Below are 25,511 nucleotides of genomic sequence, written 5' to 3' on the forward strand. Positions count from 1 at the left end.
TCGAACGCCCCTTGGCAGGTTCGCGGAACGGAGGAATCGCCAGTGTAGAAGAAAGGGCGCGGCCGCGAGCGGAGCGCGTGAAGCCCGCCTGAGGGGCCGGATCGGGAAACGATGGACGAAAAAAAGCCCGCTCTATGTGGAGCGGGCTGAATCCATATCAGGAGGAGACATGGAGGAGACAAGAACTAATATACACACAGGGTTGGTGCGACGCAATAACTTTTTAAGGGAAAACCCGATATTGAGCCAAATTGTCGCAGTTTTCGGCAAAACGACCGTCCGGCGGGCGTTTCGGCCCACGGTGAAGCGCAATGACAGAGCAAGAACCGGGGCGTAGTGTGGGGGCAGGCAGCCTACATTGCTGAGCATCGACATCGCCCATTCGGAACCCTCATGACCCGCAATCCTATCGAGCACGCATCCGGCCCCGTGAGCTGGACTTCCGACGACGACCGCTGGGACGCCGTCACTCGCCGCGAGCCGCAGGCCGACGGCGCGTTCTTCTACGCCGTCAAAACCACTGGCGTGTTCTGCCGCCCGTCGTGCGCGTCGCGCCAGCCGCGTCGCGAGAATGTGGCGTTTTTCACCGATGCCGCGGCCGCGCGCGCTGCGGGCTTTCGCGATTGCAAGCGCTGCCAGCCCGGCGGTCTGCCGCGCGAACTGGCCATCGTCAATCGTGCCTGCGCCGCGCTGGATGCCGACCCGCAGCAGCGTCTCACGCTCGCGCAACTGAGCGACGCCGTGCACGTCAGCCCGTTTCACCTTCAGCGTCTGTTCAAGCGGGTGGTGGGCGTGTCGCCGCGTCAGTATCAGGCGGCGCAGCGCGGCGCGGCATTGCGCGATGCACTGCAAAGCGGCTCGGACGTCACGCGCGCCACGCTCGACGCCGGCTTCGGCTCGCCGTCGCGCATGTATGACAGCGCGTCGGCCGAGTTGGGCATGGCGCCGTCCGCGTATCGCCGCAAGGGCGCGGGGCTCACCGTGCGTTACGCGTGCGCGCCGACATCGCTCGGTGTCGTGCTGGTCGCCGCGACGGACAAAGGCATCTGCAAGATCGGTTTCGGCGACGACGAAGCCATGCTCGCCGACGACCTGCGCGGCGAATTCGCCAACGCCGATCTGCTGCAAGACGCAGACCGGCTCGCACCGTTCATCGCACAGATCGACGCGTATTTGCGCGGCAGCCGTCAGGACTTCGATCTACCGCTGGATATCGCCGCGACCGCGTTCCGGCAGCGCGTCTGGGATGCGCTGCGGCGCATTCCGTACGGCGAGACGCGTAGCTATTCGGACATCGCCGAAGCGGTCGGCTCGCCGCGTGCCGTGCGCGCGGTGGCGAGTGCGTGCGCGACGAATCCGGTCGCACTGGCGATTCCTTGTCATCGCGTGGTGCAGAAGGGTGGGGCGCTGGCAGGTTATCGCTGGGGTCTGCCGCGCAAGGCGGCGTTGCTCGATAATGAAGCGCAGCATGCCGGCCATGTTTCGTCCAATTCACGCCTGCGCCAGCAAGGCACCGCTGACGACGCAAGCGCAAGCGCCGGCGCCGGTGTCAAACCCACCCATACCAAACTGGATCACGTCGCGTGAGTACGCTTGAAGACGTAGCAACTCTCGAACTACCGTTCAAACCTCCCTTCGACTGGCCGCGTCTGCTGCGATTTTTCGGCGGACGCGCGACGCCCGGCGTCGAAGCCGTCGAAGACGGCGCGTATCGCCGCGCGATCGATTGGGCCGGCGACAGCGGCACGCTCAGCGTGCGGCTGCATCCACGCAAACGCTGTCTGGTTGCGACGATCGACGGACCGGCAAGCCGTCACGCCGATGCGCTCGCCGCGCCGATCGCGAAGATGTTCGATCTACGCGCCGAGCCGAAAAAAATCGCCGCCGAGCTCGCCGCGGACCCGTGGCTCGCGCCCTTGGTCGAAGCCGTGCCCGGTCTGCGCGTGCCCGGTGCGTGGTCGGGTTTCGAGCTGGTGGTGCGCGCGATCGTCGGCCAGCAGGTGAGTGTGAAGGCGGCGACCACGATCATCGGCCGGTTGGTGCAACGTGCCGGCGAGCGCATTGAAGGGCATCCGCATGAGAACACCGCGTGGCGTTTTCCGACGCCTGCCGCGTTGGCCGCGGTGGATCTCGCGCAGATCGGCATGCCGGGTAAACGCGTAGCCGCGTTGCAGGGTTTCGCGCACGCGGTCGCCACCGGCGAAGTACCCGTCGACAGCACAACCGCCGACAGCGCCACGTTACGCGCCGCGTTGCTCGCAAGGCCCGGCATCGGACCGTGGACGGTTGAATACGTCGCGATGCGCGTATGGCGCGACGCCGATGCGTGGCCCGCGTCGGACCTCGTGCTGATGCAAGCGATCACCGCGCGCGATCCCTCGCTCGTACGGCCCACGCAGCAGCGTGCGCGTACCGACGCATGGCGGCCCTGGCGCGCCTACGCGGCCATGCATCTGTGGAATGAGATTGCGGATCGGGCGGGCGGAGCACGCGGCGGTTGACGGCGCGAGCGGGGAGATTCAGGCGCTGAAAACGCCCGCCTAAGCGGCCTCAAGCAGCCGTTCTGGCGAGATGTTAAAGTGCCCGCTACTGAAAATTCCGCCGAACGTTGTCGACCGCGCCGTGCTGCCAGCGAGCAGCGCAGCGGCACATGGCGGCCGACAACGCCCGACTCGCCTCAATGCCAAACACCACACCTTCCCGCACGACCGACGCGTTCTCGCACCGCCTGTCCGTGTTGACCTCAGGCCCGCAGCGCGACGCGCTGTTGCGCGGCTTGCGCGGCATCGAAAAGGAAAGCCTGCGCGTCACGCACGAGGGCCAACTCACGTTGACGCCGCATCCGCGTACGCTGGGTTCGGCGCTCACGCATCCGTCGCTCACTACTGACTATTCCGAAGCGCTGATCGAACTGATCACGCCGGCTGAGCACGACGTCGCGCTGACGCTCGGGAAGCTCGATACGCTGCACCGTTTCGTCTACGCAGAACTCGACGGCGAGATCCTGTGGAACAACTCGATGCCGGGCCTGCTGCCCGACACCGACGAAGGCATTCCGATCGCGCGTTACGGCAACTCGAACATCGGCAAATTGAAGTACGTTTACCGCATTGGTCTCGCGCTGCGTTACGGCCGCACGATGCAGTGTATTGCGGGCATCCACTACAACTATTCGCTGAACGAAGAAGTCTGGCGAGTGCTGCATGCCGATCAGCAATCCACCGCGAACGCCGTCGACTATCAGTCCGAGCGCTATCTCGCGCTGATCCGCAATTTCCGCCGCACCAACTGGCTGCTGATGTATCTGTTCGGCGCGTCGCCGGCGCTGGATCGGCGCTTCCTGCGCGATCGACAACACACGCTCGACAGCTTCGACGCCGACACGTTGTACCGTCCATACGCGACCAGCCTGCGCATGAGCGACCTCGGCTATTCGAACACCACGGCGCAGGCCGAGTTGCATGCCGACTACGACACGCTGCCGGGCTATCTCGACGCGCTTGCAAAAGCCGTGAGCCAGCCGTACCCCGCGTACGAGGCAATCGGCACGCAACGCAACGGCGAGTGGGTGCAGATCAACACCAACGTGCTGCAGATCGAAAACGAGTTCTACTCGACAATCCGTCCGAAGCGCGTCACGTATCCGGGCGAGCGTCCGCTGCATGCGTTGGCCGCGCGCGGCGTGCAATACGTCGAAGTGCGCTGCATGGACATCGATCCGTTCGAGCCGACTGGTATTTCGCTCGAGACGTCGCGTTTTCTCGACGCCTACCTGCTGGTTTGCGCGCTCGACGACAGCGCGTTGCTGCCGCCGGACGCCTACGCGGAAGCGAACCAGAACTTCGGCCGCGTGACGATGGAAGGCCGCAAGCCCGGCCTCGAACTGACGCGCGACGGTCAGCCGGTCGCCATGCTCGACTGGGCCAACGAGTTGATGCTCAAGATCGACGCCGCAGCAGCAACGCTCGACGCTTTGCACGGCGGCGACGCGCATGCACGCTCAGTGGCAGTGCAGCGCGCGAAGCTCACGGATGCGTCGCTGACGCCGTCGGCACGCGTGCTGCAAACCATGCGCGACAAGCAGCAGAGCTTCCTCGCGTTCGGTCTCGAACAGAGCGAAGCGCACGCTGCGCATTTCCGCGCGCGTCCGCTGGATGCCGAGGAAACGAAGGTGTTCACCGACCTCGCTGCGCAGTCGCTCGCGGAGCAAACCCAGCTCGAACAGGAAGAAGTCGGTTCGTTCGATGCATTCGTCGCGGCTTATCGGGCCTACACGTTGAATCGCTTCAGCGTCTAAGCGGCGAGCACGCCAGCGCGTACGACGAAAAGCGGCCCACGTGGCCGCTTTTTCTTTGTGCGCAGGTAACGTCTACGTCAAAAGCGGTCGAGCGCCGCGCGATATCGGCAAATTCTCCGCACGCTCTGACGATTCTCTGATGCAGATGAAACACCGCATCGACAGGACGGTCCAAACTTGCATGACGCACTCCAGCGAGGGAGGAATCAACGTGATGAAAAAAGGTCTGTTGGCTGTGTTGTGCGCAGCGGCGGCGGGGTGTTCGACACAAGGGCAGGTCAACCCGGACGTGATGCAGATCGCGACAACGCCGTTGACGTGCACGAGCAAAGCTCAGTGCGACGTCTGGTGGCAACGCGCGCAAACGTGGGTGTCGGGTCACTCGAAGTACAAGATCGAATCCGCCACCGACACCTTGATTCAAACCGCCGGCCCCGACGGCGGCAAACGGGCGCTGGCGTATCAGATCACGCGCACCGCGAACCCCGACGGCACCGCGACGATCGGCTTCGCCGCGCATTGCGATGGCGCGATGGGTTGCAAGCCGAATCCGTGGGAAGCGGGCGCCGACTTCAAGGAGTACGTGCGCGGGGTCGCGAACGGTACGCCGCAGAGTGGGGACGGTGTGAAACCGGCGGCGCATCCGGATGTTTCGCAGAGTCAGTCGATCCCGTCGACGAATGGCGAAGCATTGACGCAGTGAAGAGCGGTTTCGGCCTTAGCGGAAGCTGGAGCCGAAGCCAAAAACGAAAACGCGCGACTAGGAGCTTGGACAAACTCCGCTTCGTCGCGCGTCTTCGTTTTAACGTGAAGGCCTGGCTTAATGGCCCAACGAAGGTCCAGCACCCTTGCGCGGCCTGGTGAACCAAACCAGCACCGCCAGCGCGAGAAAAGCCGCACAGGAAATCCGGAAGAAATCGTTCGTGGCCATCATATAAGCCTGCGCGGTGACCACCTGATTCAACTGCGCGGTGATGCTATCGCCCGTCAAACCAATGCTGGCCAACGCATTGGTATACGCATTCGTATTGTCCGCATAGACGTTGACCGAATCGGTCAGCATCGCGTGATGGCGGATCATGTCGTTTTCCCAATACGTCGTACTGATCGCCGTGCCGATCGCGCCCGACAAAGTCCGGAAAAAGTTCGACAGACCGGACGCACTCGCGAGCCGCTCATCCGACACGCTCGACAGCGTAATCGTCGTCATCGGCACGAAGAAGCACGCCACGCCGATGCCTTGCACAATCCGCGGCCAGATCACATGATTGAACGGGACGTCGAGCGTAAAGGTCGAGTTCCAGATCGAGACGAACGCAAACACGATGAACGCGAAACTCGCCACCACGCGCAGATTCAGGCGGTGCATGTTCCGGCCGATCATCGGCGATAAAAACAGTGCGAGCAGACCGACCGGCGCGGTGGCGAGCCCGGCGAGCCCGGCCGTGTAGCCCATCACCGTCTGAAGCCACAGCGGGAAAATCACCACCGAGCCGAAGAAGGCCATGAAGCCGAATGAAATGATCACCACGCCGAGCGCGAAATTGCGATCCTTGAACAGCGAGAGATCGACGACCGGCTCTTTCTCCGTCGTCTCCCACACCAGCATGAAGGCGAGCGACACCACCGCGATGATCGCCAGCGTCACGATGAACGTGGAGTTGAACCAGTCGCGGTCCTTGCCGAGGTCGAGCACCATCTGCAGGCACGACACGCCGATCACCAGCAACGCGAGCCCGACCGCGTCGATACGCTGTTTGGTGATCTTCGTTTCGCGGCCACGCAACAGCAGGTACGCGCACACCGCCGAGAACAAACCGATCGGCACGTTGATGTAGAAGATCCACGGCCACGTGTAGTTGTCGGTGATATAGCCGCCCATCACGGGGCCGAAGATCGGCGCGCAGATCACGGTCATCGCCCATAGGCCGAGCGCGAGGCCGCGCTTTTCCGGTGGATACGAGCGCATCAGAATGGTCTGCGAAAGCGGCACCATCGGTCCGGACACGAGCCCTTGCAGCAACCGGAACGCGATCAGCGACTCGAAGTTATGCGCGAAGCCGCACAGCGCCGAGGCGATTGTGAACAGCAGCACGGACAGCGTGAAAAGCCGCACTTCGCCCACGCGCCGCGCGAGCCAGCCGGTCAGCGGCACCGCAATCGCCGAAGCAACCGAATACGACGAAATCACCCAGGTGCCCTGGCTGGTCGCCACGCCAAGGCTGCCGGAAATGGTCGGCACCGCGACGTTCGCAATCGATGTGTCGAGCACTTCCATAAACGTGCCGAGCGCAAGGCCGACGGTGAGCAGGGCCAGCGTGCCGCCTTTGAGCTGCGCGGGTTCGGCGGCGGGTAGGGCGGCGGCGGGAGCCGTAGCGCTCATAGGTTCTTCTCCTCAGCCGGGAAAGCTTGTCGCGGCAGCTTTATCGCACCCATCAACCGGTGTGCTTATATGCCGGATCACTCTCTGCCCAGACAGATATCCTCAGACTTCGACGCCCTCAAAAGCGCCGTGTGATTAGGGTTCGCCGCGCTCCGGCGACGATGCTTCGGGTGCTGCCTGCTGCGATTCATCGTGCGCGCCTAACCCGCAGCCCGCGCTGATGCCCTCGCTGATACCGTTCGCGATAAAGCGCGCGAGCAGGTCGATCAACGTGGTCAGGTCGGCGGTGGAAAAGCCGCGCAACTGCTCGTTCAGCACTTCCGCGCCGAGCCCCGGCAACTGCCGCGCAGCTTCGTGGCCTTGCGGCGTCAGCTCCAGTTTCACCATGCGGCGATCGGCTTCGCTGCGCGTGCGCACGATAAAGCCTTTCTTTTCAAGGCGATCGAGCAGGCGCGTCATGGATCCGCTGTCGTAAGACATGGCGCGCGACAACTCGAATGGCGTATTCGCCCGCCCCGACGACAACATCAGCACCACGCCGATCTGCTGCGCGGTCAGCCCCAGCGGCTTGACGGCACGGTCGGTTCGCTCGACCAGCACATTCCGCGCTTTCGACAGGTAATAGCCAAGACTCGATTCGAGGTGAATCTCGTCCGCCTTGTAGGGACCGTCAGTCATTGTGTTTTCGGGACATCATCAAGCAGATCGAATCTTAGCTGCCTAAGCAGACAAGTCAAATCTGATTTCGCGTAGGGCAAACCGTCAAAAAACAACGGTATGGTTTCGCCCGGAGCAAAGTATCTTGAAATTTAATTGCATAGTCAATATTATTATAGGCAACGAGTTACGCGCGATCCGCGCCACCCGAGACCATGTTCTGACCGATTGTCTGCACGCCGCAAACGCGTCGTGCGAAAAAGGATTTCCCCCATGCTGTACCTCAAAAACACGCTTGGCGGCTTGAGCCGCTCCCTGACCGATTCCGCGCTGAACAGCTTTCAAGGCCCGCACCGCTGGTGGAAACTGGCGCTATTCGCGGTGTTGTTCGTGCTGCCCGGCGGGTCGGTGGGCGTGGCGGTATTGGCGTGGGTCGAGCATCGGCGGGCACGCAAAAGCGGCAAGGTGGCGGCGGTGAAGCTGCTCGGCGCGCCGGCCTCGTCGGCGAGTGTTGCTCATGCCGGGCATTCCGCCGGCGCCCCGGGCTCGGCGCTTCAACCGGGCAATCTGGTGGCTGCCGCCGGTCCGTGCCTCGCGCGCGGCGACGCGCCGTGCCGCGCGGCCGCCGGCAAACAGGCCCGCCAAACCAAGTCGACGGAATCGCGCGTTTGACGCGCGGCCAGTAACAGCACGTAACCATCGCGACACCCTCAGTAACACACCTGCGCTCTTCCCCGCATTACCCTTTCAGTTTCCCGCGCTCAGGCGGGCTCATACGCTAACATTCCGGCAGACCATGATCTCGCCCGGCCAGTGGTGCCGCCGTTGCCGGCGCCGCGGCGTCCTGAAGGAATCAATTGCATGCAGTCTGATCGAATCTCGCGCGCGCGGACGTTTGCGCCTCGCGCCCTGACCATCGCGGTAGCCGCTGCCCTCGCCAGCCTGCTCACCGCTTGCGTGGTCGGCCCCGACTACCGGCGGCCGGCGGCGGAAATTCCCGCTTCGTACAAGGAAGCAGCGCCCGGCTGGAAAATCGCGGAACCCGCTGATCAGCAGGATCGTGGCGCCTGGTGGACCATTTATCAGGACCCGCAACTCAACGCGCTCGAAGACAAGCTGAACGTCGCGAACCAGACCGTCGCCCAATACGCCGCCGCTTACCGGCAGGCGCGCGCGCTGGTCGGCCAGGCGAGGGCAGCGTATTTCCCGACTATCGGTGCATCGGCGGGCGCAACGCGCTCGGGCAACGGCTCGTCGTCGAGCGGCAATTCGACGACGGCAACGAGCCGCTCGGGCGTCAACAACAGCTTCAACGCGCAACTCCAGGCGAGCTGGGAGCCGGATCTGTGGGGTTCGGTGACTCGCTCGGTGAATTCGCAGAAAGCCGGTCAGCAAGGCGCCGCCGCGGACCTCGCGAACGCGCGGCTGTCCGCCCAGGCCACGCTCGCGCAAACGTACTTCTCGCTGCGCGCGCTCGACTCCAGCCAGAAGCTGCTCGACGATACCGTCGCGGCCTATCAGCGCTCGCTGCAACTCACGCAGAATCAATACGCGGCCGGTGTCGCGGCGCGCTCCGACGTGATTCAGGCGCAAACGCAATTGCAATCGGCGCAGGCCGCCGCGATCGACAACGGCGTGCAACGCGCTCAAGACGAGCATGCAATCGCCGTGCTGGTCGGCGAACCGGCCTCGACCTTCGCGATTGCGGCATCGCCGCTGACCGCCACGCCGCCTGCCGTACCCGAGCAGATGCCGTCGGCGCTGCTCGAGCGGCGGCCGGACATTGCGTCGGCGGAACGCAAGGCCGCGGCGGCGAACGAACAGATCGGCGTCGCGATCGCCGCGTTCTTCCCGACCTTGACGCTGTCGGCCACGGGCGGCTACGAAAATTCGGTGTTCTCGCAATTGCTGACCATGCCGTCGCGTTTCTGGACGGTCGGCCCGCAACTCGCCGCGACGCTGTTCGACGCAGGTCTGCGCCAGGCGAAAACCGAAGCCGCGCGCGCGGCTTACGACCAGGACGTCGCGAGCTACCGTCAAACGGTGCTGGCCGCGTTCCAGGATGTCGAGGACAACCTCGCGTCGCAGCGCATTCTCGAACAGGAAATCGTCGTGCAGCAGCAAGCGGTGGATTCGGCGCGTCAGGCGCTCGCCATCGTCACGAATGAGTACAAGGCGGGCACGGTCGCTTACGTCAACGTACTGACCGCGCAAACTACCGCGTTCACGGCGGAGCAGAAGCTCGAAACCATCGCCGGACAGCGGATGGTGTCGTCGGTTGGTCTGGTGAAGGCGCTGGGCGGCGGCTGGGACATCGCGCAGATGAACCGCGAAACGGGCGATGTCGCGGCACCCGCGCCGTTGCCGGCATCGTCGGCCATGCCGGTTGCACAGAGCGGCGCGACGCCGCCGGAGATGCCGGCGTCGCAGAACAAATAGGCGCAATGACGGATGAAGTAAAAAGGCCTGGCCGCGAAATGCGTCCAGGCCTTTTTTATCGGTGCGAGTAATGCAGCGAGTCTGTGCGCAAAAACAAAGCGCGTTCGCTAAGCGCCCGCCAGCCGCCCGCTTACCCGTCCGACATGCCAATCAATGCGCAAACGTCAGCGCCACCGTATCCGGACCGCTCGGCCGTCCCAGTAGATTCAGCAGTCCCGCGAGGTTATCGCGCGCTTCGGGCGCGGCGCTCGCCGTGCCATGAAACTCCGTCGAAGCCGCCGACACCGTGCCGTTCCCCGACAGCATCAACGGCCCCTTGATGGTCGTCAGATCGAGCGTCGACGACGCGCCCTGCGCCTGAAACACCACCCGGTACGACCCCAGCGGCCTGACCAGCGAAACGCGCGAACTGGCGTCGGTGAGCATGATCGTCATCTGACCGAACGCTTCGTGATTGAAGCGACGCCAGTCAGACCACGACAGTTGCACATCGCCCTGCAAATCGAGCGTATTGAACGGCGCGCCCAAACCGCTCAGCAACGAAGCCGGCACGGCGATCGTGCCGGGCGTCACCGTGGCGGTGCGCAGCGTGGCGTCGACGGTGATCGGCTCCGGCATCGCCTCGCTGTGCCGCATGGTCATCCGCACACGGCCGGTGAAGAGCGGCCAGAACGCCGTCTGCCATTCGATCCGTCCGGGCAGCAGCGTCGCCGCGCTCGTATCGGCGCCGGCGGCCAGCATCAGCGTGGCCGAACCGTGCCACAGCGAGCCCGCCGGGTTGACGAGATTGACGTGACCGCCGGTCTGTCTGGCGAATTGCGGGGTGATCCAGGCGGCCGGCAACAGCGTGAGCATCACAGCTGCGGCCGACAACACCGCAACCACGAGCCAGGGTAGCGCGACGCGTAGGCGCCGCATCCAGTAAGTCATGCGAGAAAATCCTGTGACGACGCCGCGATCATTTCGCGGTGGACGGCTGCAACGACGCCGTCAGATCCACCTGGCCATCGTCCTTCAACGCGGTCACGTGCGCTTCGGCGACTTGCACCTTGAACTGCTTGCGCGCGTCGTCGACCCAGCTCGTCCACGCCGGAAACGACGCGTTCTTCATCTGGATCTGCACGGCATTGCCGATCACCTGCACCTGCGTCGCGGCAAGACCGTGATCGGTGAGCGACGCGGCGAGCGCATCCTTCAACGCGGCGCCGGTCGGCGCGACGCCTTGCGCGGCCGCCGACAACGTACGCGCTTCGTTCGACTGCGCGGTCATCGAAGCGAGTTGCCGTTGCAGGCTCGGCAGCGATTCCTTCAGATGCGCGCGGCCCTCCTGCGCCGGCGCCCACAGCACCGACCACGCGATCACCACCGCGAGGACACCGCTGCCCCACGCGAGGATGGTTTTTTCGCGCTCGGAGCGCTGGTCCCAGAATCCGGCCCATGTTTGAGCGAGTTCAGCTTTCATTGTCCGTTCCTGATGGTCCACTTGCCGGTGTTGCTGTCGATCTCGCCAGTCAGGCCGTTGCGCGCGAGGCGCTTGGCGAAGTCCGGATCGAGTTTCACCTCGGGTTTGAAGGTCACGTCGAGGCGACGGTCGTGATAATCGAGCGCGGCGATGCCGTTGACCGGCACCGGCGCCAGCGAGCGCGCGAGGCCGTCGGCGAGCGACAGGAAGTCGTCCGGCGACAGCTCACCCGCCGCCACGCGCAGTTGCTGCAATTGGCGCGACATCTGATCGGGCGCGTCGAGCACGACGGTCGTCTTCGGGAAGGTGTTGAGCAGCAGCTCAGTCATCTGCGTGTTGATCGCGTCGCGTTGATGCGCGAGCATCAGCCACTGCACGTTCATGCCGACAATCGCCACGACCAGCGCGCCGACGCCGAGCAACACCGGCAAACGCAGACGGCGCAGCGTCGCGCGGTCGAGCCGCCACGGCTGCGACGCGAACTCGAACTGGCACAGGTCGAAGCGGCATTCCAGCGCGCGCCGCGCCAGTTGCTCGAACGGCAGCGGACTCGCTCCGTGGATGTGCGCAGCCAACCGCGCCGGGCTTTTTGCAGCGAGGCTGGGCTCATTGCCCGGCAGTTCGGTCAGCATGTACAGCGAGACGGGCGCCGCACCCGCGAGCGCGGCGAGTGTCGCGTTGACGGCGGTGGCCGGCACCGCCAGCCCTTCGCCTTGTACGCCGCGAGCAATGGCCAGTTCGACGCGCGGCACGCCGCTGTCGACCACGCTTTCGAGCAGCAGCGCGGGCGCGGTCTGGACCACCGCGCCGAGCACCGTCGCCACCATCGGCATGACGGACGCCACGCCGGGCGCGACCACCGGCGCGACGCCCGGCAGCGACGTCGCCACCTGAGCAGCGCCGCCCACGCCGGGTTCACCTGCGCTGACCAGTTCGGCGACTTCAGCGGGCACATCGGGCGAGACGGCTTGCGGCAGGCAGCGCGTGACCGGCACGGCGCGCAGGCTGCGGTGTCCGGCGGCCGAGAAGGCTTCGCAGATAAAGCGGAACCAGCCACGGTCGATGATCGCGAGCATCTGCTTACCGCCCGCGAGCGGTTTCGGGTCGACGGCGATGTGACAGGTTTGCGGGTCCTGGATCAGTTGATCCTCGACGATATTCGGCAGGGCCTGACGCAGCTTCGGACCGCGCAGCGGCGGCAGCGTGGTCGGCATCATCAGCAGATCGCGGGCGGCGACCATCAGCACCGTCGACGACGCGCGCGGCAGCAGCGCGAGCGACGAGCGTCCGGCGCGCTGGGTGCGGCCTGACTTGTCGAGCAGCACGAACGGCAGCTCCGGCAGTTGCCATTCCTGCGATGGCACCGCCGGATCACGCGGCGGGAGTAGGACGATCAGCGTGCTCAAAGGCCACTCTCTCTGGGAAAGGCGTTATTCATAGTTGGTCTTGTACTCGCACGATACGCGTAGTGTGAGTCAATGGATCGCGATAGACGAGGGTGGTGCGATCGACTTCCGCGCGTTCATGCTGCACGCGGCCGTGGATCAGGAAATAGCTGGTGTTGACGTCGAGCTGATTCGGGTCGATTGAGGCTTGCTGGGCGCCGGCGCCTTGCAGCGCGAGCATCACGTCGCTGGCGTTATGGAAGAACACGGTTTGCCGACGTGCGACGAATGCTTGCGCGGACGACAGGCTCATGCCCGGCACGATGGCCGCGACCACTTCCGCCGAGGCGGTGTTCATGTTGACCGCCGAGACGGTGGGCAGCACGGTGACGAACGGGCGCAGGCGCGCGACGGTTTCCGGCGTGTAGCCGGGGATATCGAGCAGCGAGTCGACGCTGGTTAATTGCAGCGGGGCTTGCGCGGAGTTGTCGTTGCTGTCTTCCATGCCGGGTTTATCGGTGAACGTACCGCCGGTGGCGCCGCCTTGCGGCGTTGGGGTCGGTGCTGTGCCGTTGGTCGACGTGATCGTCTGGAAGCGGGTCGCCGATTGGCCCAGGCTTGCGCGGACTTGCAGGGCGGTTGCTTTGGCTAGCTGGCCGCTTATGCCTAGCGAGACCAATAGGCGCTGGTAGGAGGCGATTTGCTCCACGTTCAGTTGCATGACGCCTGGGGCCGGGCTTGAGACCAGGTTTCGCAGATTGAACTTGGATTGGGCGTCTTCTATCGAGCCTGACAGGTAGGTTTCGGCGCCCTGGGCGGAGCGGGCTTCGCCGATCTGGCCTAAGAAATCCGATAGGCGCGTTTTGGCGATGGGGACGCCCCATAGGCCGCCCAGGTACGTTATGCCCGCTGAGGTGTCGCCTTCCGAGCGCAGGATCAGGCGTGTCCAGTCCAGCGCGCCTCGCGAGACCCATTGGGCCTGGGACAGCAGGCGCTGGTTTTCTATCCGGCGGATTTGGACTTGCTGGCGCCAGAGCATGCCGGAGACCAGGATCGCTGATAGCGCGACTACCAGCAGAGCGCTGATTATGGCTACGCCGGTTTCTTGGTTTTTTCTGGTTAGGCTTGTGGTCTTGTTGTTGGCCTTTCCTTGTTTTCGCGGTGGTCTATTGGCGTTCCCCCTGTGCGGGGGGGCACCTACTTTTCTTTGCCTGCCGCAAAGAAAAGTAGGCAAAAGAAAGCGGCTCACACCGCTAACTCTTAAGTGGGCCCCGTGGTCCACCACCGGCAGTGGTGCATCTGGAATCCGTGCCCCCGCACACTCCGCGCTTGTGACAAAGCCGTCATTCGTCCCGTCTTGCACTGCGTGCTCGTCGGAACGGCTAACCAGGAACCCCCTCGGGTTTGTTGGCGTGTTAGGGGGGCCGTCGGCTTCGCCTTGGCGTGGAGCGAAAGCACCCCGCTGGTTTTCGAAGCTGGCGGTCGGCGCGCGTAGCGGCGCCGGAGCTGATGATGGCTTTGTCACGAGCGCGGAGTGTGCGGGGGCACGGATTCCAGATGAGCCAATGGCGTGGCTGCGCGAGGGACCCGCTTCAGAATTAGCGGTGTGAGCCGCTTTCTTTTGCCTACTTTTCTTTGCGGCAAGCAAAGAAAAGTAGGTGCCCCCCCGCACAGGGGGAACGCCAATAGACCACCGCGAAAACAAGGAAAGGCCAACACAATCAGAACAACGACAAAAACAAAACCCCCGTCCAGAAGAACGAAAACCCGAAGAGCGTCGCGGAGACAAAAAACAGAACCTCATTTCATTCTCCGACGAGAAAAACGCGCGTCACTGGCCGCGCCAGCGAAGTAGCCCCAATACTGACCTCAAGCCCGGTAACCGACCGCGGCAGCGGCGCACTCCCCAACTGGGGAACCTTCAAATTGTTATCCGCCTCGGTAATCGCATTCTGCACATCGCCCATCTGGGTAGTCCAGCCAACCTTAGGCACATACAACCGCGCATTGATCGCCCCAACCCCACCCATCAAAGGCACAGCACTCCACCCATCGCCTTCACCACCGCGCAACGCGCGCCGCAAATCCCCAGCATTCCCCAACGGCGGCGACGCATACCGAATCACGCGTCCATTGGAAATCCGATACCGCACCACCTGCAACCGCGGCGCCGTCCCGGGCAACATCAACTGCCGCACAACCTGCAATACATTGCCCGACACCGACACCGCCGCCTGACCCGCTTCGTCGTCCGACGCGGCCTGACGCACGTCGATCCGCATCTGATCGAACAGCTGCGCAAACACGCGCTCGTCTTCCATCGCGTTCGTAATGGTCTGCCGGCCACGAATGATCTGGTCAAGCCCGCGCCACGACAGCACGGCAATCACCGCCAGGATCGCAATCGCGACCATCAGCTCGATCAGCGTGAAGCCACGCCCGCCCGATCGGCGGCGGCGCTCAGAGCGAACGGTTCGTTTCATTCGCGACCACCGTCACCATCTGGGCAAGATTGCCTCTACCGCCAGGCGTCGTCACCATCACTTCCACCCGACGAAACACCGGGTTCGGCGTCGCCGTCACACGCTCAGTACAGATCAACTGCAAATTACCCTGCGAACAATCGAAACTCGTCGAACCGACATTCGGCCAGCCATGCGTCAAATGCAATTGCGCCAACGTGTTGTCCGCGCTCCAGCCAGCCAGCAAACGCTTGTGCAAATCGGCCTCGCCAGTCGCCAGACTGCCCACGGCGCGCAACGACGCGGCCAATGCCACCGCGATGATCGCCAGCGCCACCAGCACCTCGATCATCGTAAAACCGCGCTGCGCGCGGTCGACCTTCTCGTGAGCCATCCTGCTCCTGCAACGACGCATCTCAGTGCACCTCGTAGCGGCCATTGCCGGTGCCGACGATCGTCGCGCGCCCCGCCGCCGAAAACAGCGTGATCTGCACAGGCACGTCGATCGCCTCGGTGCCGAACACCACCCGGCTCGGTTGCGTATCCGAACCGGGATAGTTGATCGACACACCCGTCACGCCGCCTTCCCAACGGCGCGGTCCAAGCAGATCGTCGCGCAGCGGACGCCAGCCGTCTTCGGTGCGCAGATCGAAACGGAAACCGCCGTCCACCGGCTGCCATGCAACCGGTCGTGCGCGCACCTGCGCTTCATCGCCGGCCGACTCGAACAGCAGCGCGAGACGTTGCGCTTCCTCGTTCAGATCGGTGCGCGGATTGCGCGTGATCGTCAGCGCGGTCAACGACACCAGCAAGCCCGCGATCACCAGCACCACCAGCATTTCCAGCAGCGTAAAACCCGCGGTGCGGCGGCGGCCGTTCGGCAGTGGACCTCGCATGAAAATCTTCTCTACGCCGACGGATTACTGCCACGACCCGACGTCGGCATCATTGCCTTCGCCGCCTGGCTTGCCGTCCGCGCCATAGCTGAACACGTCGATCTCGCCATGCACGCCCGGATTCAGATACTGATAGGCATTGCCCCACGGATCGTTCGGCAGACGTTCAAGATAACCACCGTCCTTCCAGTTGTTCGGCACCGGGTCCGTGCTCGGCTTTTCGATCAGCGCGCGCAGACCTTGCTCCTGGGTCGGATAACGGCCGTTGTCGAGGCGGTAAAGCTTCATGGCCTGCATCACGGTGCCGATGTCCTGCTTCGCGGCAACACGCCGCGCTTCATCCGGACGACTCATGATCTTCGGTACGATCAATGCCGCCAGAATGCCCAGAATCGCGATCACGACCATGATTTCAATCAGCGTGAATCCACGTTGACGACGGCTGCGCGAACCCGCGATTTCAGTACGGCGAGTGGTCGACAGTTGCATAGCTTGCTACCTCTTATCAGGTGGAATTTTTTGACGGGGCGGGATCCGCGTGTCAGCAATCAGGCTGCCATTGAACACGCCCGGCCGGTCATTTTAATGTTACGCAGTTGAAGGGTTGTCAGAAAACACCGAGACACTTTCCACCAACGCAATTTTCACAATAGTCCGTACAATGATGCGCATGAACGCTATCCAAATCCGCCTTCTGTCGCTCGCACTGTTCGCCGTGTTTTGCGCGACGGTGACCTACTGGGTCATCACGCTCAGCACGTTGTCCGGTGCGCCGTTGCCCGCTGCCGCCGCGCACGCGCAGGTCTCGACCGACCAGGCCGCCACACTGTTCGGCGGACAGCTCACGCGCAACGCCAATCAGGACGTGCATCTGTTCGGCATCCTCGCTTTGACGGAAGGCGCCGCGGCCATCGTCAGCGTCGGCGGCGAACCGCCGCACGCGGTGTCGCTCGGTAGCACGCTGATGCAAGGTGCCACGCTCGGCGAAGTCCGTGCCCGCTCGATCATCATCAACCGCAATGGCGCGCATTCCGAAGTATTTCTGCCGGCCAATCCTGCAGGTCCCACGATCTACGTGCGCTGAAGCGAAACGCATCAAATTGCCGCTTCGTTTCAGTTGACGCTTCATCTGATCGCGCGGCCGCCGCAACGGTGGCCGCCGTGCTGAGCTCTACAGCGAGGCCGCGAGCCCCGTCACGCAACCTCCGCCGCTGCGCAATCCAGACTCCCCAGCCTTACTGCACCAGGTTGTTCAACTCGATGATCGGCAGCATCACCGCCAGCACGATCACCAGCACCACGCCCCCCATCGCCAGAATCAGCAACGGTTCGAGCAGGCTCGTCAGGAACATCGTGCGACGCTCCAGTTCGCTCGCTTCGCCTTCGGCCGCGCGGTCGAGCATGGTCGTCACGTCGCCGGTTGCTTCGCCCGAACGGATCAGGTGAACCAGCACCGGCGGAAACGTCTTCGTATTGCCGAGCGCGCGCGACAGCGACGTGCCTTCGCGCACCCGCACGATCGCATCGTCGATGTTCTCGCGCATCGCGTTGTTGCTGAGCGTTTCGGCCGCCGCTTGCAGCGCGCGCAGAATCGGCACGCCCGCCGCGGTCAGAATGCCTAGCGTGCTGGCAAAGCGCACGGTGTTATAGCCGCGCACGAGTTTGCCGAGCAGCGGCGCGGTCAACAGCCAGCGGTCGAATGCGAGACGCGGGCCGGGCTGCCTCAAAATCGAGCGCACCAGATACGCGAGCACCAACACGCCGATCAGCATCGCCCACCACCAGTGCCGCACGAACCCGGACAACGCCATCATCATGATGGTGAGAATCGGCAGTTGTTGTTTGGTGCTGGCGAACACGTTCACCACCTGCGGCACCACGTAGCTCAACAGAAACGTGACGATGCCGAACGCGATAATCGTGACGATGCCCGGATAGGTGAACGCGAGCACGATCTTCTGCTTGAGCGAGTTGCGTTGCTCGATGTAGTCGGCGAGCCGCGACAGCACGAGACCGAGCTTGCCGGTGTGTTCACCCGCCGCGACCAGCGCGCGATAAATCTCAGGAAAGTCTTTCGGATGCTGCGTCAGCGCATTGGCGAGCGAATGGCCGCCGAGCACTTCCGCGCGAATCGACGCCATCAGCTCGCGAATGTAGTCGCGCTCCGATTGCTCGGTCAGCACGGCAAGCGCTTCGTCGAGCGGCAGCCCGGCAATCAGCAGACTCGCGAGTTGCCGCGTGAGGATTGCCTGTTCGCGCTGCGACAAACGCCGGCCGAGCGACAGCCGTTGATTGCGTTCGCCACGCGTGCGCGACGCCGCCGGTTCGACGACGAGCGGCGTCAGTCCCTGCGAGCGCAGATTGGTTCGCGCGCCGCGCGCGCTGTCGGCGTCGAGCACGCCTTTTTGCGCCTTGCCCGCCGCGTCGATTGCTTCGAAACGAAATGCCGGCATGCGCTTACGCTCCGCCCGTTACGCGGATCACTTCTTCGAGTGACGTCAGCCCCGATTCGAGCCAACGGTCCGCGTCCTCGCGCAGCGTACGCATACCTTGCGCGCGGCCTGCCGTGAGAATTTCCGAATCGGCCGCGTTGCGGTGAACCAGCGAGCGGATCCCGTCGTCGATCAGCAGCAGTTCGTACACGCCGCGCCGTCCCGCATAACCGGACTGCCCGCACTTGTCGCAACCCACCGGATGCCAGCGCACGCTGCCGTCTTCTTCGGTACGCTCTTCGCGGCACACCGGACACAGGCGCCGCACCAGTCGCTGTGCCAGCACGCCGAGCAGCGACGACGCCAGCAGATACGGTTCGACACCCATGTCGGTCAAACGCGTTACGGCAGATGCCGCGTCGTTCGTGTGCAAGGTGGCGAGCACCAGGTGGCCCGTCAACGAGGCCTGCACCGCGATCTGCGCGGTTTCGAGGTCGCGGATTTCACCGATCATGATGACGTCCGGGTCCTGCCGCAGAATCGAGCGCAGCGCTCGTGCGAAGGTCATGCCGATCCGCTCGTTGACCTGCGTCTGGCCGATGCCGGACAGGTCGTATTCGATCGGGTCTTCGACCGTCATGATGTTGGTGGTCGCCGTTTCGAGCCGCGACATCGCTGCATACAGCGTGGTCGTCTTACCCGAACCGGTCGGGCCGGTCACCAGCACGATGCCGTGCGGCTTGCCGATCAGCTTGTCGAATTTGACCAGCGTGTCACGGCCCATGCCGAGCGCTTCGAGGTTCAGGCGCGACGCGTCTTTTTCCAGCAGACGCAGCACCGCGCGTTCGCCGTGACCTGTCGGCAACGTCGAGACCCGCACGTCGACCGGACGACCGCCGACGCGCAGCGTGATCCGGCCATCTTGCGGCAGACGCTTTTCGGCGATATCGAGCTGCGCCATGATCTTGATCCGCGAGATCAGCGCGCCGTGCAGCGCTTTCTTCGGCCGCACGACGTCGCGCAGCGTGCCGTCCACCCGAAAGCGCACCACCGACGAAGTCTCGAACGGCTCGATGTGAATATCCGATGCCTGTTCACGCGCCGCTTGCGTCAGCAGCGCGTTGATCATGCGGATGATCGGCGCGTCGTCTTCCGATTCGAGCAGATCCTCGACCTCGGGAATGTCTTGCATCAGGCGCGACAGATCGACTTCGCCTTCCACTTCGCCGACCACTTGCGCAGCGCTGCCGTCCTGGCGCGCATACGCCTGGTTGATCGCCTGCGCGAGTTCATCGGCGGACAAACGCACGACCGAGACCGCGCCGAAGTTGCGTGTCACTTCGGCGAGCGCGGCTTCGCTGGTGCGTTCGCTGATCCAGACTTCGAGGCTGTCGGGATGCTGGTGCGCCACCAGAATCTGGCCGCTGCGCGCGAAGCCGTACGGCACGAGGCGTGCGGCGAGCGGCGAGGGCGCGCCGCGTTCGACGGGTTCAGCCGCGCCACCGCCCGGCATCGCCGACGCTTGAGTCGACGCAGCAGTACGCGACGCTGACGGCGGCGTGGACGGCGTGCTCACGGCTGCACTCCAGGCGCTGCGGTCGACGGCGTCGGGCTGCTTTGCACCGCGCCGTTGTTCGACGGCACCGGGTTGGTCTGCACCGCACCACCATTCGCCGGCGGGGGCAGATTGAGCGGCGGACGCGTCATCTGCTGGCGACGCATCTGGTCGAGATCGAACAGATTCATGGCCGGCGCCACACCCTGACTCGGGCCGAGCGGCATCGGCGGCATGACCGGATCGTCGTTGTCCTTGATCAGCCGGTTATCCGACTTGTATGCGCCTTGCACACCCTGGATGTAGTCGTAACGGTTCGACGTCACGGCCTGCGCGGTGCTGCGATCGTTGATGATCACGGGGCGCAGGAACACCATCAGGTTGGTCTTGTTGCGGGTCTTCTGCTCCGAACGGAACAGCTGGCCGATCCACGGAATATCGCCGAGCAGCGGCACCTTGCTGTTGCTGACCTGGTAGTTGTCCTGCATCAAGCCGCCGAGCACGATGATCTCGCCGTTGTCGGCGAGCACCGTCGACTGGATCGAACGCTTGGTGAATTCCGGGCCGGCCGGATTGGTCGTGACGTTGGTCGTGCCGTTCACGATCGCCGAGTCTTCGGTGTAGAGCTGCAGCTTGAGAATGCCGCCGTCGGTAATCTGCGGCTTGACGTGCAGCGTCAGGCCCACGTCGACACGGTCGTAGGTATTGAACGCCGAGCTCGCCGTGGAACTCGTGAGGTTCGAATACGAACCGGTCTGGATCGGCACGTTCGTCCCGACGACGATCTTCGCTTCTTCGTTGTCGAGCGTAATCAGGTTAGGCGTGGACAACACGTTCGCGTCGGCGGTCTGCGACAGCGCCTGCAGCAGCGCTCCCAATCCCTGCACACCGAAAATGTTGCGGATCCAACCAACGTTGAGGCCCTGCTGAAGCCCGCCCTGGCTTGCGAGCGCGCCAGCGAGTCCGCCGGTCCCCGCGGTCGCTGCGGCCACCGCCGCGGCCCCCGTCAGGTTGACGATGCTGTTGCCGGTGCCGCCCGTCGTCAGGTTCGTGCCCGCATAGATCGAACTGTTCGCCACTTGCCACTGAATACCGAGATTCGCGTTCGTGTTCGAGTTGAGCTCGACGATCAGCGCTTCGATATAAACCTGCGCGCGCCGTGCATCGAGCTGGTCGATCACCGCACGCAGATTGCGGTACACCGGCTCGGCTGCCGTGATGATCAGCGAGTTCGATGCAGCGTCGGCCTGAATCATGCCGCCGGGCTGATTGTCGTCGCCCTTGTCCTTGTCGCCGCCGAGCAGGCCGGCAGCACCGGCGCCGCCGTTCGAGCCATAACCGCCCGAACCGCCGCCGCCCAACGACGACGAACCGAGCGAGCCACCGCCGCCGAGTCCGCCCGAGGGCAACGGCGGCGTACCGGAGCCGCCCGTCGAATTGTTGCCTAAGCCACCGCCACCGCCGCCACTGCCGTTCTGGTTGAACGAATTGGCTTCGTTCGAACTGGCCGACGAGCCCGTGTCACCCTTGCCGAGCATACCGCGCAAGGTCTTCGCGAGCTTGGTCGCGTCCGCGTTGCGCAGCGGCACGACGTGGATGTTGCCGGGCATCGAGGTCGGTGCGTCGAGTTCTTTCGCCAGCGTCTTCGCGGCCGCGAGACGCGCGCCGTTCGACGCGCGGATTAGCAGCGAGTTGGTGCGCGGGTCGGCGGTAATTTGCACCTTCAGCGTCGCATCAGTACTGCCGATCGCGCCGGGGTCGAGCATCTTGGTCAATTGCTGCGCGATGTCGAGCGCGTTCGCGTTCTTCAGCGGCACGACCGACACCGACTGGCCCGCCGCCGTATCCACCCCCGCGATGATCTGCGCGATGCGGCGTACGTTGTCGGCGTAGTCGGTGACGACGATCGTATTGTTGGCCGGGTAAGCGGCCACGGTGTTGTTCGGCGAGATCAGCGGACGCAGCACCGGCAGCAGGTTGTTGGCCGATTCGTTCTTCAGCACGAACACCTGCGTGATCACCTGATCGCCCCGCGCGACCGGCGTATTGCCGACGTAGGTCGGCACGCCTTGCAGCTTGGCGTCGGCCTCCGGTACGACCTTCAGTACGCCGTGGTCCTGGACCAGGGCGAAGCCCTGCATACGCAAAGCGGATTGCAAGGTCTTCAGTGCCTGATCTTCAGGCACTGCATTTTCCGACACCAGGTTCAACTGCCCCTTCACACGCGGGTCGACGATGATCGTTTTACCGGTGGCCGCGCCGATCGCCTTGGCCACCTGGTCGATGTCAGCGTTCACGAAGTTCAGTGTCACCTGTGCCTGTGCTGTCTGCGCGGTGATCAAGCCAGCCACCAGCAGCGCCGTTGCGACGCGACGCAAAGCCATACGATTTATTCTCATGGAATGTGGTTTCGATGCCGGCAGCCAAAACTGCCGACGGTCACGCCGTGCGGACATGGGAACAGGCCGCCGCCCTATCGGTCTGCCAGGCCGCCTTGCGAACAGACTTGGCCCGCTTCGTCGGCCACCCTATGTCCGAAAAAAATGAACAGTAACAGTTTTTCATGTCGGATTTGTCACAAAACGAACGGCGCCGTGCGAATACTCTAAAGACCGTTTGTTGCCGTCAATCAAATGAAAGCTCGTGCGAGGTTGGGCGCGAATGACGCAGCGCCTTGTTTCCACATGCTTATGTCTGTTAGCTAACTTGACGCGAGTCTGCCTGTCGGTATGATACGAGCCGTTCGAGTCAGCGGTTGCGGCTTGCCGACGCGGGTTTTCCCCGATGCCGGACAAACGCCCGGCCAGTGCGGCTCGACGGCTGCAAGCGGCTGAAGTATGGCCGACGAACCGCCTTACCAAACCTTACCCTTGCGCTTTACTTAGTCGTCTTGACCGATGAAACGAACCTTCGTCACTGTCGTCGCAGGACTTGCCGTGCTGGTTGCAGCAGGGCAGGCGCGCGCCGATTGTTTCGACGAAGCGGCGAAGTATCAGAAAGTCAACCCGTTGATTCTGCGCGCCATTGCTTGGCAGGAGTCTCACAATCGGCCCGATGCCCAGCATAAGAACGCCAACGGCTCGATCGACTACGGCGTTATGCAGATCAACTCGATTCATCTGCCGGTGCTCGCGCAATACGGCATCTCGCAAGGCACGCTGATGGAGCCGTGCAAGAACGTCTACATCGCGGCGTGGCATCTGCGCCGTCAGATGAACAAGTACGGCAATACCTGGCAGGCAATCGGCGCATACCACTCGGAAACGCCGGCGCTGCGCGATAAGTATGCGATGCAGATCGCCACGATCCTGCGCAAGTGGAATCTGATGCCGGCCGCACGTTAAGCGAGCGTGTCGGTTTTATTCGCTTTGGATCGTTACTCTTATATATAGACGATCTTTCGTCTGGCCGTTCGGTCATACGCTCCAACGTCGACTTAAGCACCAACTTCAGCCTCTGCGTCATTTCAGCCGTGTGCCGATCCGGCTCGCCAGGAGGGCTTCGCCCGTTTTGATGCACAATGCGGCTTCGTGCTGCCGTCGCGATGCGACCGCCAACGCGGTCATGGGTCACGCGGTCCTGCGACCCACGCCCGGCACGCCTTCCAATCCTCTTGTTTCCCGTACTGCGATGAACCAGCCGCTTTTGCCCGTCACCGTGCTCTCCGGTTTTCTGGGCGCCGGCAAGACCACGCTCCTGAATCACATTCTCGCGAATCGCGCCGGCTTGCGCGTCGCCGTGATCGTCAACGATCTGGCCGCCGTCAATATCGATGCCACCCTCGTGCGCGACGCCGCGGCGCTCTCGCATGTCGAGGAGCAACTGGTCGAACTGTCGAACGGCTGCATCTGCTGCACGCTGCGCGACGACCTGCTGAAAGAGATCAAGCGCCTTGCCGGCGAACAGCGTTTCGACGCGATCCTGATCGAATCGACCGGCGTAGCCGAGCCCATGCCGATCGCCGAGACCTTTACCTTCGTCGACGACGACGGCGCGTCGCTCTCCGACGTCGCGCGGCTCGATACGATGGTGACCGTGGTCGACGCGTTCAACTTCCTGCGCGACTACGGTTCCGCCGACGCGCTCGCTGAGCGCGGCATTGCCGCGACCGAAGAAGACGATCGCACGCTGGTCGAGTTGCTGATCGAGCAGATCGAGTTCTGCGACGTGCTGGTCGTGAACAAGGCCGACCTCGTCAGCGCCGACGAGCTCACGCGTTTGCAACGCATCCTCGCCCGCATCAACCCGCGCGCGGTGCAGGTGGTCAGCCGTTTCGGCGAAGTGCCGCTCGCGGAGGTGCTGAACACCGGCCGCTTCGATTTCGACGAAGCGTCGAGCGCGCCGGGCTGGCTGGCGTCGCTGAATCATGAACATGATCACGAGCACGGTCATGCGCATCACGGTGAAGCGGACGAATTCGGCATTGGCAATTTCATTTACCGGGCGCGTCGGCCGTTTTATCCGGAACGTCTGTGGGCGCTGCTGCATCAGGAGTGGAAGGGCGTTCTGCGCAGCAAAGGCTTCTTCTGGCTGGCCACGCGTAACGATATCGCCGGTTCGCTGTCGCAGGCCGGCGGCGCTTGCCGGCATGGTCCGGCGGGCATGTGGTGGGCTGCGCAGGACCGCAGCGAATGGCCGGACGGTGACGACGAGCTGGCGGCTGAAATCGCCGCCGACTGGCATGGCGATCCGGACGATATGAGCATCGGCGACCGTCGCCAGGAACTGGTGATGATCGGCGTCGGTATCGAACCGGCGGTGTGGAAGGCGAAGTTCGACGCCTGCCTGCTGACCGATGACGAATACGCGTTGGGACCGCAAGCGTGGCAGCAGTTCACGGATCCGTTCCCGGCATGGGACTTCGACGAAGATGATCATGATCACGATCATCATGGCCACGGGCATGATCACGGTCACGACCACCACGACCATGATCATGACGGTCACGGCGAAATCATCCACCGCCACGACTAGCCAGACTTGACTGACCGCGCCTGAAGGTTGAACCGCGACACACGTCGCCGTTCAACCCGCTGCTGCAAAACCAGCAGACGAAAAAAAACCCGCCGTTGGCGGGTGTCAACTGCCGGGCAGTAATCTGCTTAGCGCTTGTTGACTGCGTCCTTGAACGCCTTACCAGCCGTGAACTTGACGGTCTTGGCGGCCGGGATCTTGATAGTCTCGCCGGTCTTGGGGTTACGACCCGTACGTGCTGCGCGCTTGCCCGAACCGAAGCTACCGAAGCCGATCAACTGGACCGCGTCGCCCTTCGACACAGACTTCTTGATCACTTCAAGCAACGTGTCCAGCGTTTCACCGGTTTGAGCCTTGCTGGCGCCCGTCTGTCCTGCGACGGCGTCGATCAGTTCCTGTTTGTTCATTAAGGTTCCTTTCTGAGTTTAGGTTGACACGAACAGCGCGAACGCGCCGATTATACGTGCGCGGGCCGCGCCGTCGAGCAGCTGCGGCTCCGGATCCCCTCCGGACCTGAACGCCCGGCAGATGACTGCCTGGCGGCCGTGCCGCCGCTCCCTTCGCGGCGC

General features: G+C 63.7%; 23 protein-coding genes. 9 read left to right on the plus strand and 14 right to left on the minus strand.

The window, feature by feature from the left end:
- The first annotated feature begins 393 nt into the window (after window positions 1–393).
- From ada to FA94_RS19670, 4 genes are all read left to right on the plus strand, one after another.
- Window positions 394–1,587, plus strand: coding sequence for a bifunctional DNA-binding transcriptional regulator/O6-methylguanine-DNA methyltransferase Ada (gene ada, locus FA94_RS19655; RefSeq protein ID WP_035554260.1), 1,194 nt, complete (start codon window positions 394–396; stop codon window positions 1,585–1,587).
- Entirely contained in the window at window positions 1,584–2,501 is a 918-nt protein-coding gene (locus tag FA94_RS19660; protein WP_035554261.1) for a DNA-3-methyladenine glycosylase family protein, read from the plus strand. Before ada ends, FA94_RS19660 begins: the two co-directional genes overlap by 4 nt.
- A gap of 179 nt (window positions 2,502–2,680) precedes the next feature.
- Complete coding sequence (gene gshA / locus FA94_RS19665; RefSeq protein WP_035562542.1) at window positions 2,681–4,297, plus strand: glutamate--cysteine ligase; 1,617 nt, start codon at window positions 2,681–2,683, stop codon at window positions 4,295–4,297.
- Window positions 4,298–4,511: 214 nt separating this feature from the next.
- Window positions 4,512–5,000 carry a hypothetical protein gene (locus FA94_RS19670; protein ID WP_035554263.1) on the plus strand — a complete coding sequence of 163 codons (489 nt, stop codon included), beginning with the start codon at window positions 4,512–4,514 and terminating at the stop codon, window positions 4,998–5,000.
- Window positions 5,001–5,117: 117 nt separating this feature from the next.
- Here FA94_RS19670 and FA94_RS19675 read toward each other — a convergent pair whose 3' ends face one another.
- Complete coding sequence (locus tag FA94_RS19675; RefSeq protein WP_035554265.1) at window positions 5,118–6,680, minus strand: DHA2 family efflux MFS transporter permease subunit; 1,563 nt, start codon at window positions 6,678–6,680, stop codon at window positions 5,118–5,120.
- Between the two features lie 135 nt (window positions 6,681–6,815).
- A complete protein-coding gene (locus FA94_RS19680) occupies window positions 6,816–7,358 on the minus strand; it encodes a MarR family winged helix-turn-helix transcriptional regulator (protein ID WP_035554267.1) in 543 nt (180 codons plus the stop codon).
- 252 nt (window positions 7,359–7,610) lie between these two features.
- Here FA94_RS19680 and FA94_RS19685 point away from each other — a divergent pair, with 252 nt between their 5' ends.
- Both FA94_RS19685 and FA94_RS19690 read left to right on the plus strand, forming a co-directional pair.
- Entirely contained in the window at window positions 7,611–8,009 is a 399-nt protein-coding gene (locus FA94_RS19685; protein ID WP_035554269.1) for a hypothetical protein, read from the plus strand.
- A gap of 189 nt (window positions 8,010–8,198) precedes the next feature.
- The gene (locus FA94_RS19690) at window positions 8,199–9,776 is read left to right on the plus strand and encodes an efflux transporter outer membrane subunit (protein WP_035554271.1); all 1,578 of its coding nucleotides are present in this window, start codon (window positions 8,199–8,201) and stop codon (window positions 9,774–9,776) included.
- Between the two features lie 150 nt (window positions 9,777–9,926).
- On the opposite strand, the gene FA94_RS19695 is transcribed toward FA94_RS19690, so the two are convergent.
- The 8 genes from FA94_RS19695 to gspG form a co-directional block, all read right to left on the minus strand.
- Window positions 9,927–10,706 carry a type II secretion system protein N gene (locus FA94_RS19695; RefSeq protein WP_035554273.1) on the minus strand — a complete coding sequence of 260 codons (780 nt, stop codon included), beginning with the start codon at window positions 10,704–10,706 and terminating at the stop codon, window positions 9,927–9,929.
- Window positions 10,707–10,734: 28 nt separating this feature from the next.
- Window positions 10,735–11,238: a type II secretion system protein M gene (locus FA94_RS19700; RefSeq protein ID WP_035554275.1), complete on the minus strand. Its 504-nt coding sequence runs from the start codon at window positions 11,236–11,238 to the stop codon at window positions 10,735–10,737.
- Window positions 11,235–12,644, minus strand: a complete 1,410-nt coding sequence (gene gspL, locus FA94_RS19705) for a type II secretion system protein GspL (protein WP_035554277.1) — start codon at window positions 12,642–12,644, stop codon at window positions 11,235–11,237. The genes FA94_RS19700 and gspL overlap by 4 nt, the downstream gene beginning before the upstream one ends.
- Window positions 12,645–12,672: 28 nt before the next feature.
- A complete protein-coding gene (gene gspK, locus FA94_RS19710) occupies window positions 12,673–13,713 on the minus strand; it encodes a type II secretion system minor pseudopilin GspK (protein WP_051981268.1) in 1,041 nt (346 codons plus the stop codon).
- A gap of 715 nt (window positions 13,714–14,428) precedes the next feature.
- On the minus strand, window positions 14,429–15,106 hold the full coding sequence (locus FA94_RS19715) for a PulJ/GspJ family protein (RefSeq protein ID WP_035554279.1): 678 nt from the start codon (window positions 15,104–15,106) through the stop codon (window positions 14,429–14,431).
- On the minus strand, window positions 15,084–15,500 hold the full coding sequence (gene gspI / locus FA94_RS19720; protein ID WP_035554282.1) for a type II secretion system minor pseudopilin GspI: 417 nt from the start codon (window positions 15,498–15,500) through the stop codon (window positions 15,084–15,086). The genes FA94_RS19715 and gspI overlap by 23 nt, the downstream gene beginning before the upstream one ends.
- 1 nt (window position 15,501) lies before the next feature.
- A complete protein-coding gene (locus FA94_RS19725; RefSeq protein ID WP_035554284.1) occupies window positions 15,502–15,981 on the minus strand; it encodes a GspH/FimT family pseudopilin in 480 nt (159 codons plus the stop codon).
- A gap of 24 nt (window positions 15,982–16,005) precedes the next feature.
- Window positions 16,006–16,470: a type II secretion system major pseudopilin GspG gene (gene gspG, locus FA94_RS19730; RefSeq protein ID WP_035554286.1), complete on the minus strand. Its 465-nt coding sequence runs from the start codon at window positions 16,468–16,470 to the stop codon at window positions 16,006–16,008.
- A gap of 181 nt (window positions 16,471–16,651) precedes the next feature.
- Here gspG and FA94_RS19735 point away from each other — a divergent pair, with 181 nt between their 5' ends.
- The gene (locus FA94_RS19735; RefSeq protein ID WP_035562549.1) at window positions 16,652–17,065 is read left to right on the plus strand and encodes a type II secretion system protein N; all 414 of its coding nucleotides are present in this window, start codon (window positions 16,652–16,654) and stop codon (window positions 17,063–17,065) included.
- A gap of 151 nt (window positions 17,066–17,216) precedes the next feature.
- On the opposite strand, the gene gspF is transcribed toward FA94_RS19735, so the two are convergent.
- Genes gspF through gspD form a run of 3 tightly spaced genes read right to left on the minus strand, consistent with a single transcriptional unit; the run spans window position 17,217 to window position 22,352 of the window.
- Entirely contained in the window at window positions 17,217–18,434 is a 1,218-nt protein-coding gene (gene gspF, locus FA94_RS19740; RefSeq protein ID WP_035554287.1) for a type II secretion system inner membrane protein GspF, read from the minus strand.
- Between the two features lie 4 nt (window positions 18,435–18,438).
- Window positions 18,439–19,989, minus strand: a complete 1,551-nt coding sequence (gspE, locus tag FA94_RS19745) for a type II secretion system ATPase GspE (protein WP_035554288.1) — start codon at window positions 19,987–19,989, stop codon at window positions 18,439–18,441.
- Window positions 19,986–22,352, minus strand: a complete 2,367-nt coding sequence (gene gspD / locus FA94_RS19750; RefSeq protein ID WP_035554289.1) for a type II secretion system secretin GspD — start codon at window positions 22,350–22,352, stop codon at window positions 19,986–19,988. The genes gspE and gspD overlap by 4 nt, the downstream gene beginning before the upstream one ends.
- 513 nt (window positions 22,353–22,865) lie before the next feature.
- On the opposite strand from gspD, the gene FA94_RS19755 reads away from it, so the two are divergent.
- Window positions 22,866–23,312: a lytic transglycosylase domain-containing protein gene (locus FA94_RS19755; RefSeq protein ID WP_035554290.1), complete on the plus strand. Its 447-nt coding sequence runs from the start codon at window positions 22,866–22,868 to the stop codon at window positions 23,310–23,312.
- Between the two features lie 286 nt (window positions 23,313–23,598).
- Window positions 23,599–24,942: a GTP-binding protein gene (locus FA94_RS19760; protein WP_035554292.1), complete on the plus strand. Its 1,344-nt coding sequence runs from the start codon at window positions 23,599–23,601 to the stop codon at window positions 24,940–24,942.
- A 128-nt stretch (window positions 24,943–25,070) separates the two neighbouring features.
- Here the strand turns inward: FA94_RS19760 and FA94_RS19765 are convergent, their stop codons facing one another.
- On the minus strand, window positions 25,071–25,349 hold the full coding sequence (locus FA94_RS19765) for an HU family DNA-binding protein (RefSeq protein ID WP_006050811.1): 279 nt from the start codon (window positions 25,347–25,349) through the stop codon (window positions 25,071–25,073).
- Window positions 25,350–25,511 lie beyond the last annotated feature (162 nt).

The sequence above is a fragment of the Burkholderia sp. 9120 genome, from assembly GCF_000745015.1.
Classification (GTDB): Bacteria; Pseudomonadota; Gammaproteobacteria; order Burkholderiales; family Burkholderiaceae; genus Paraburkholderia.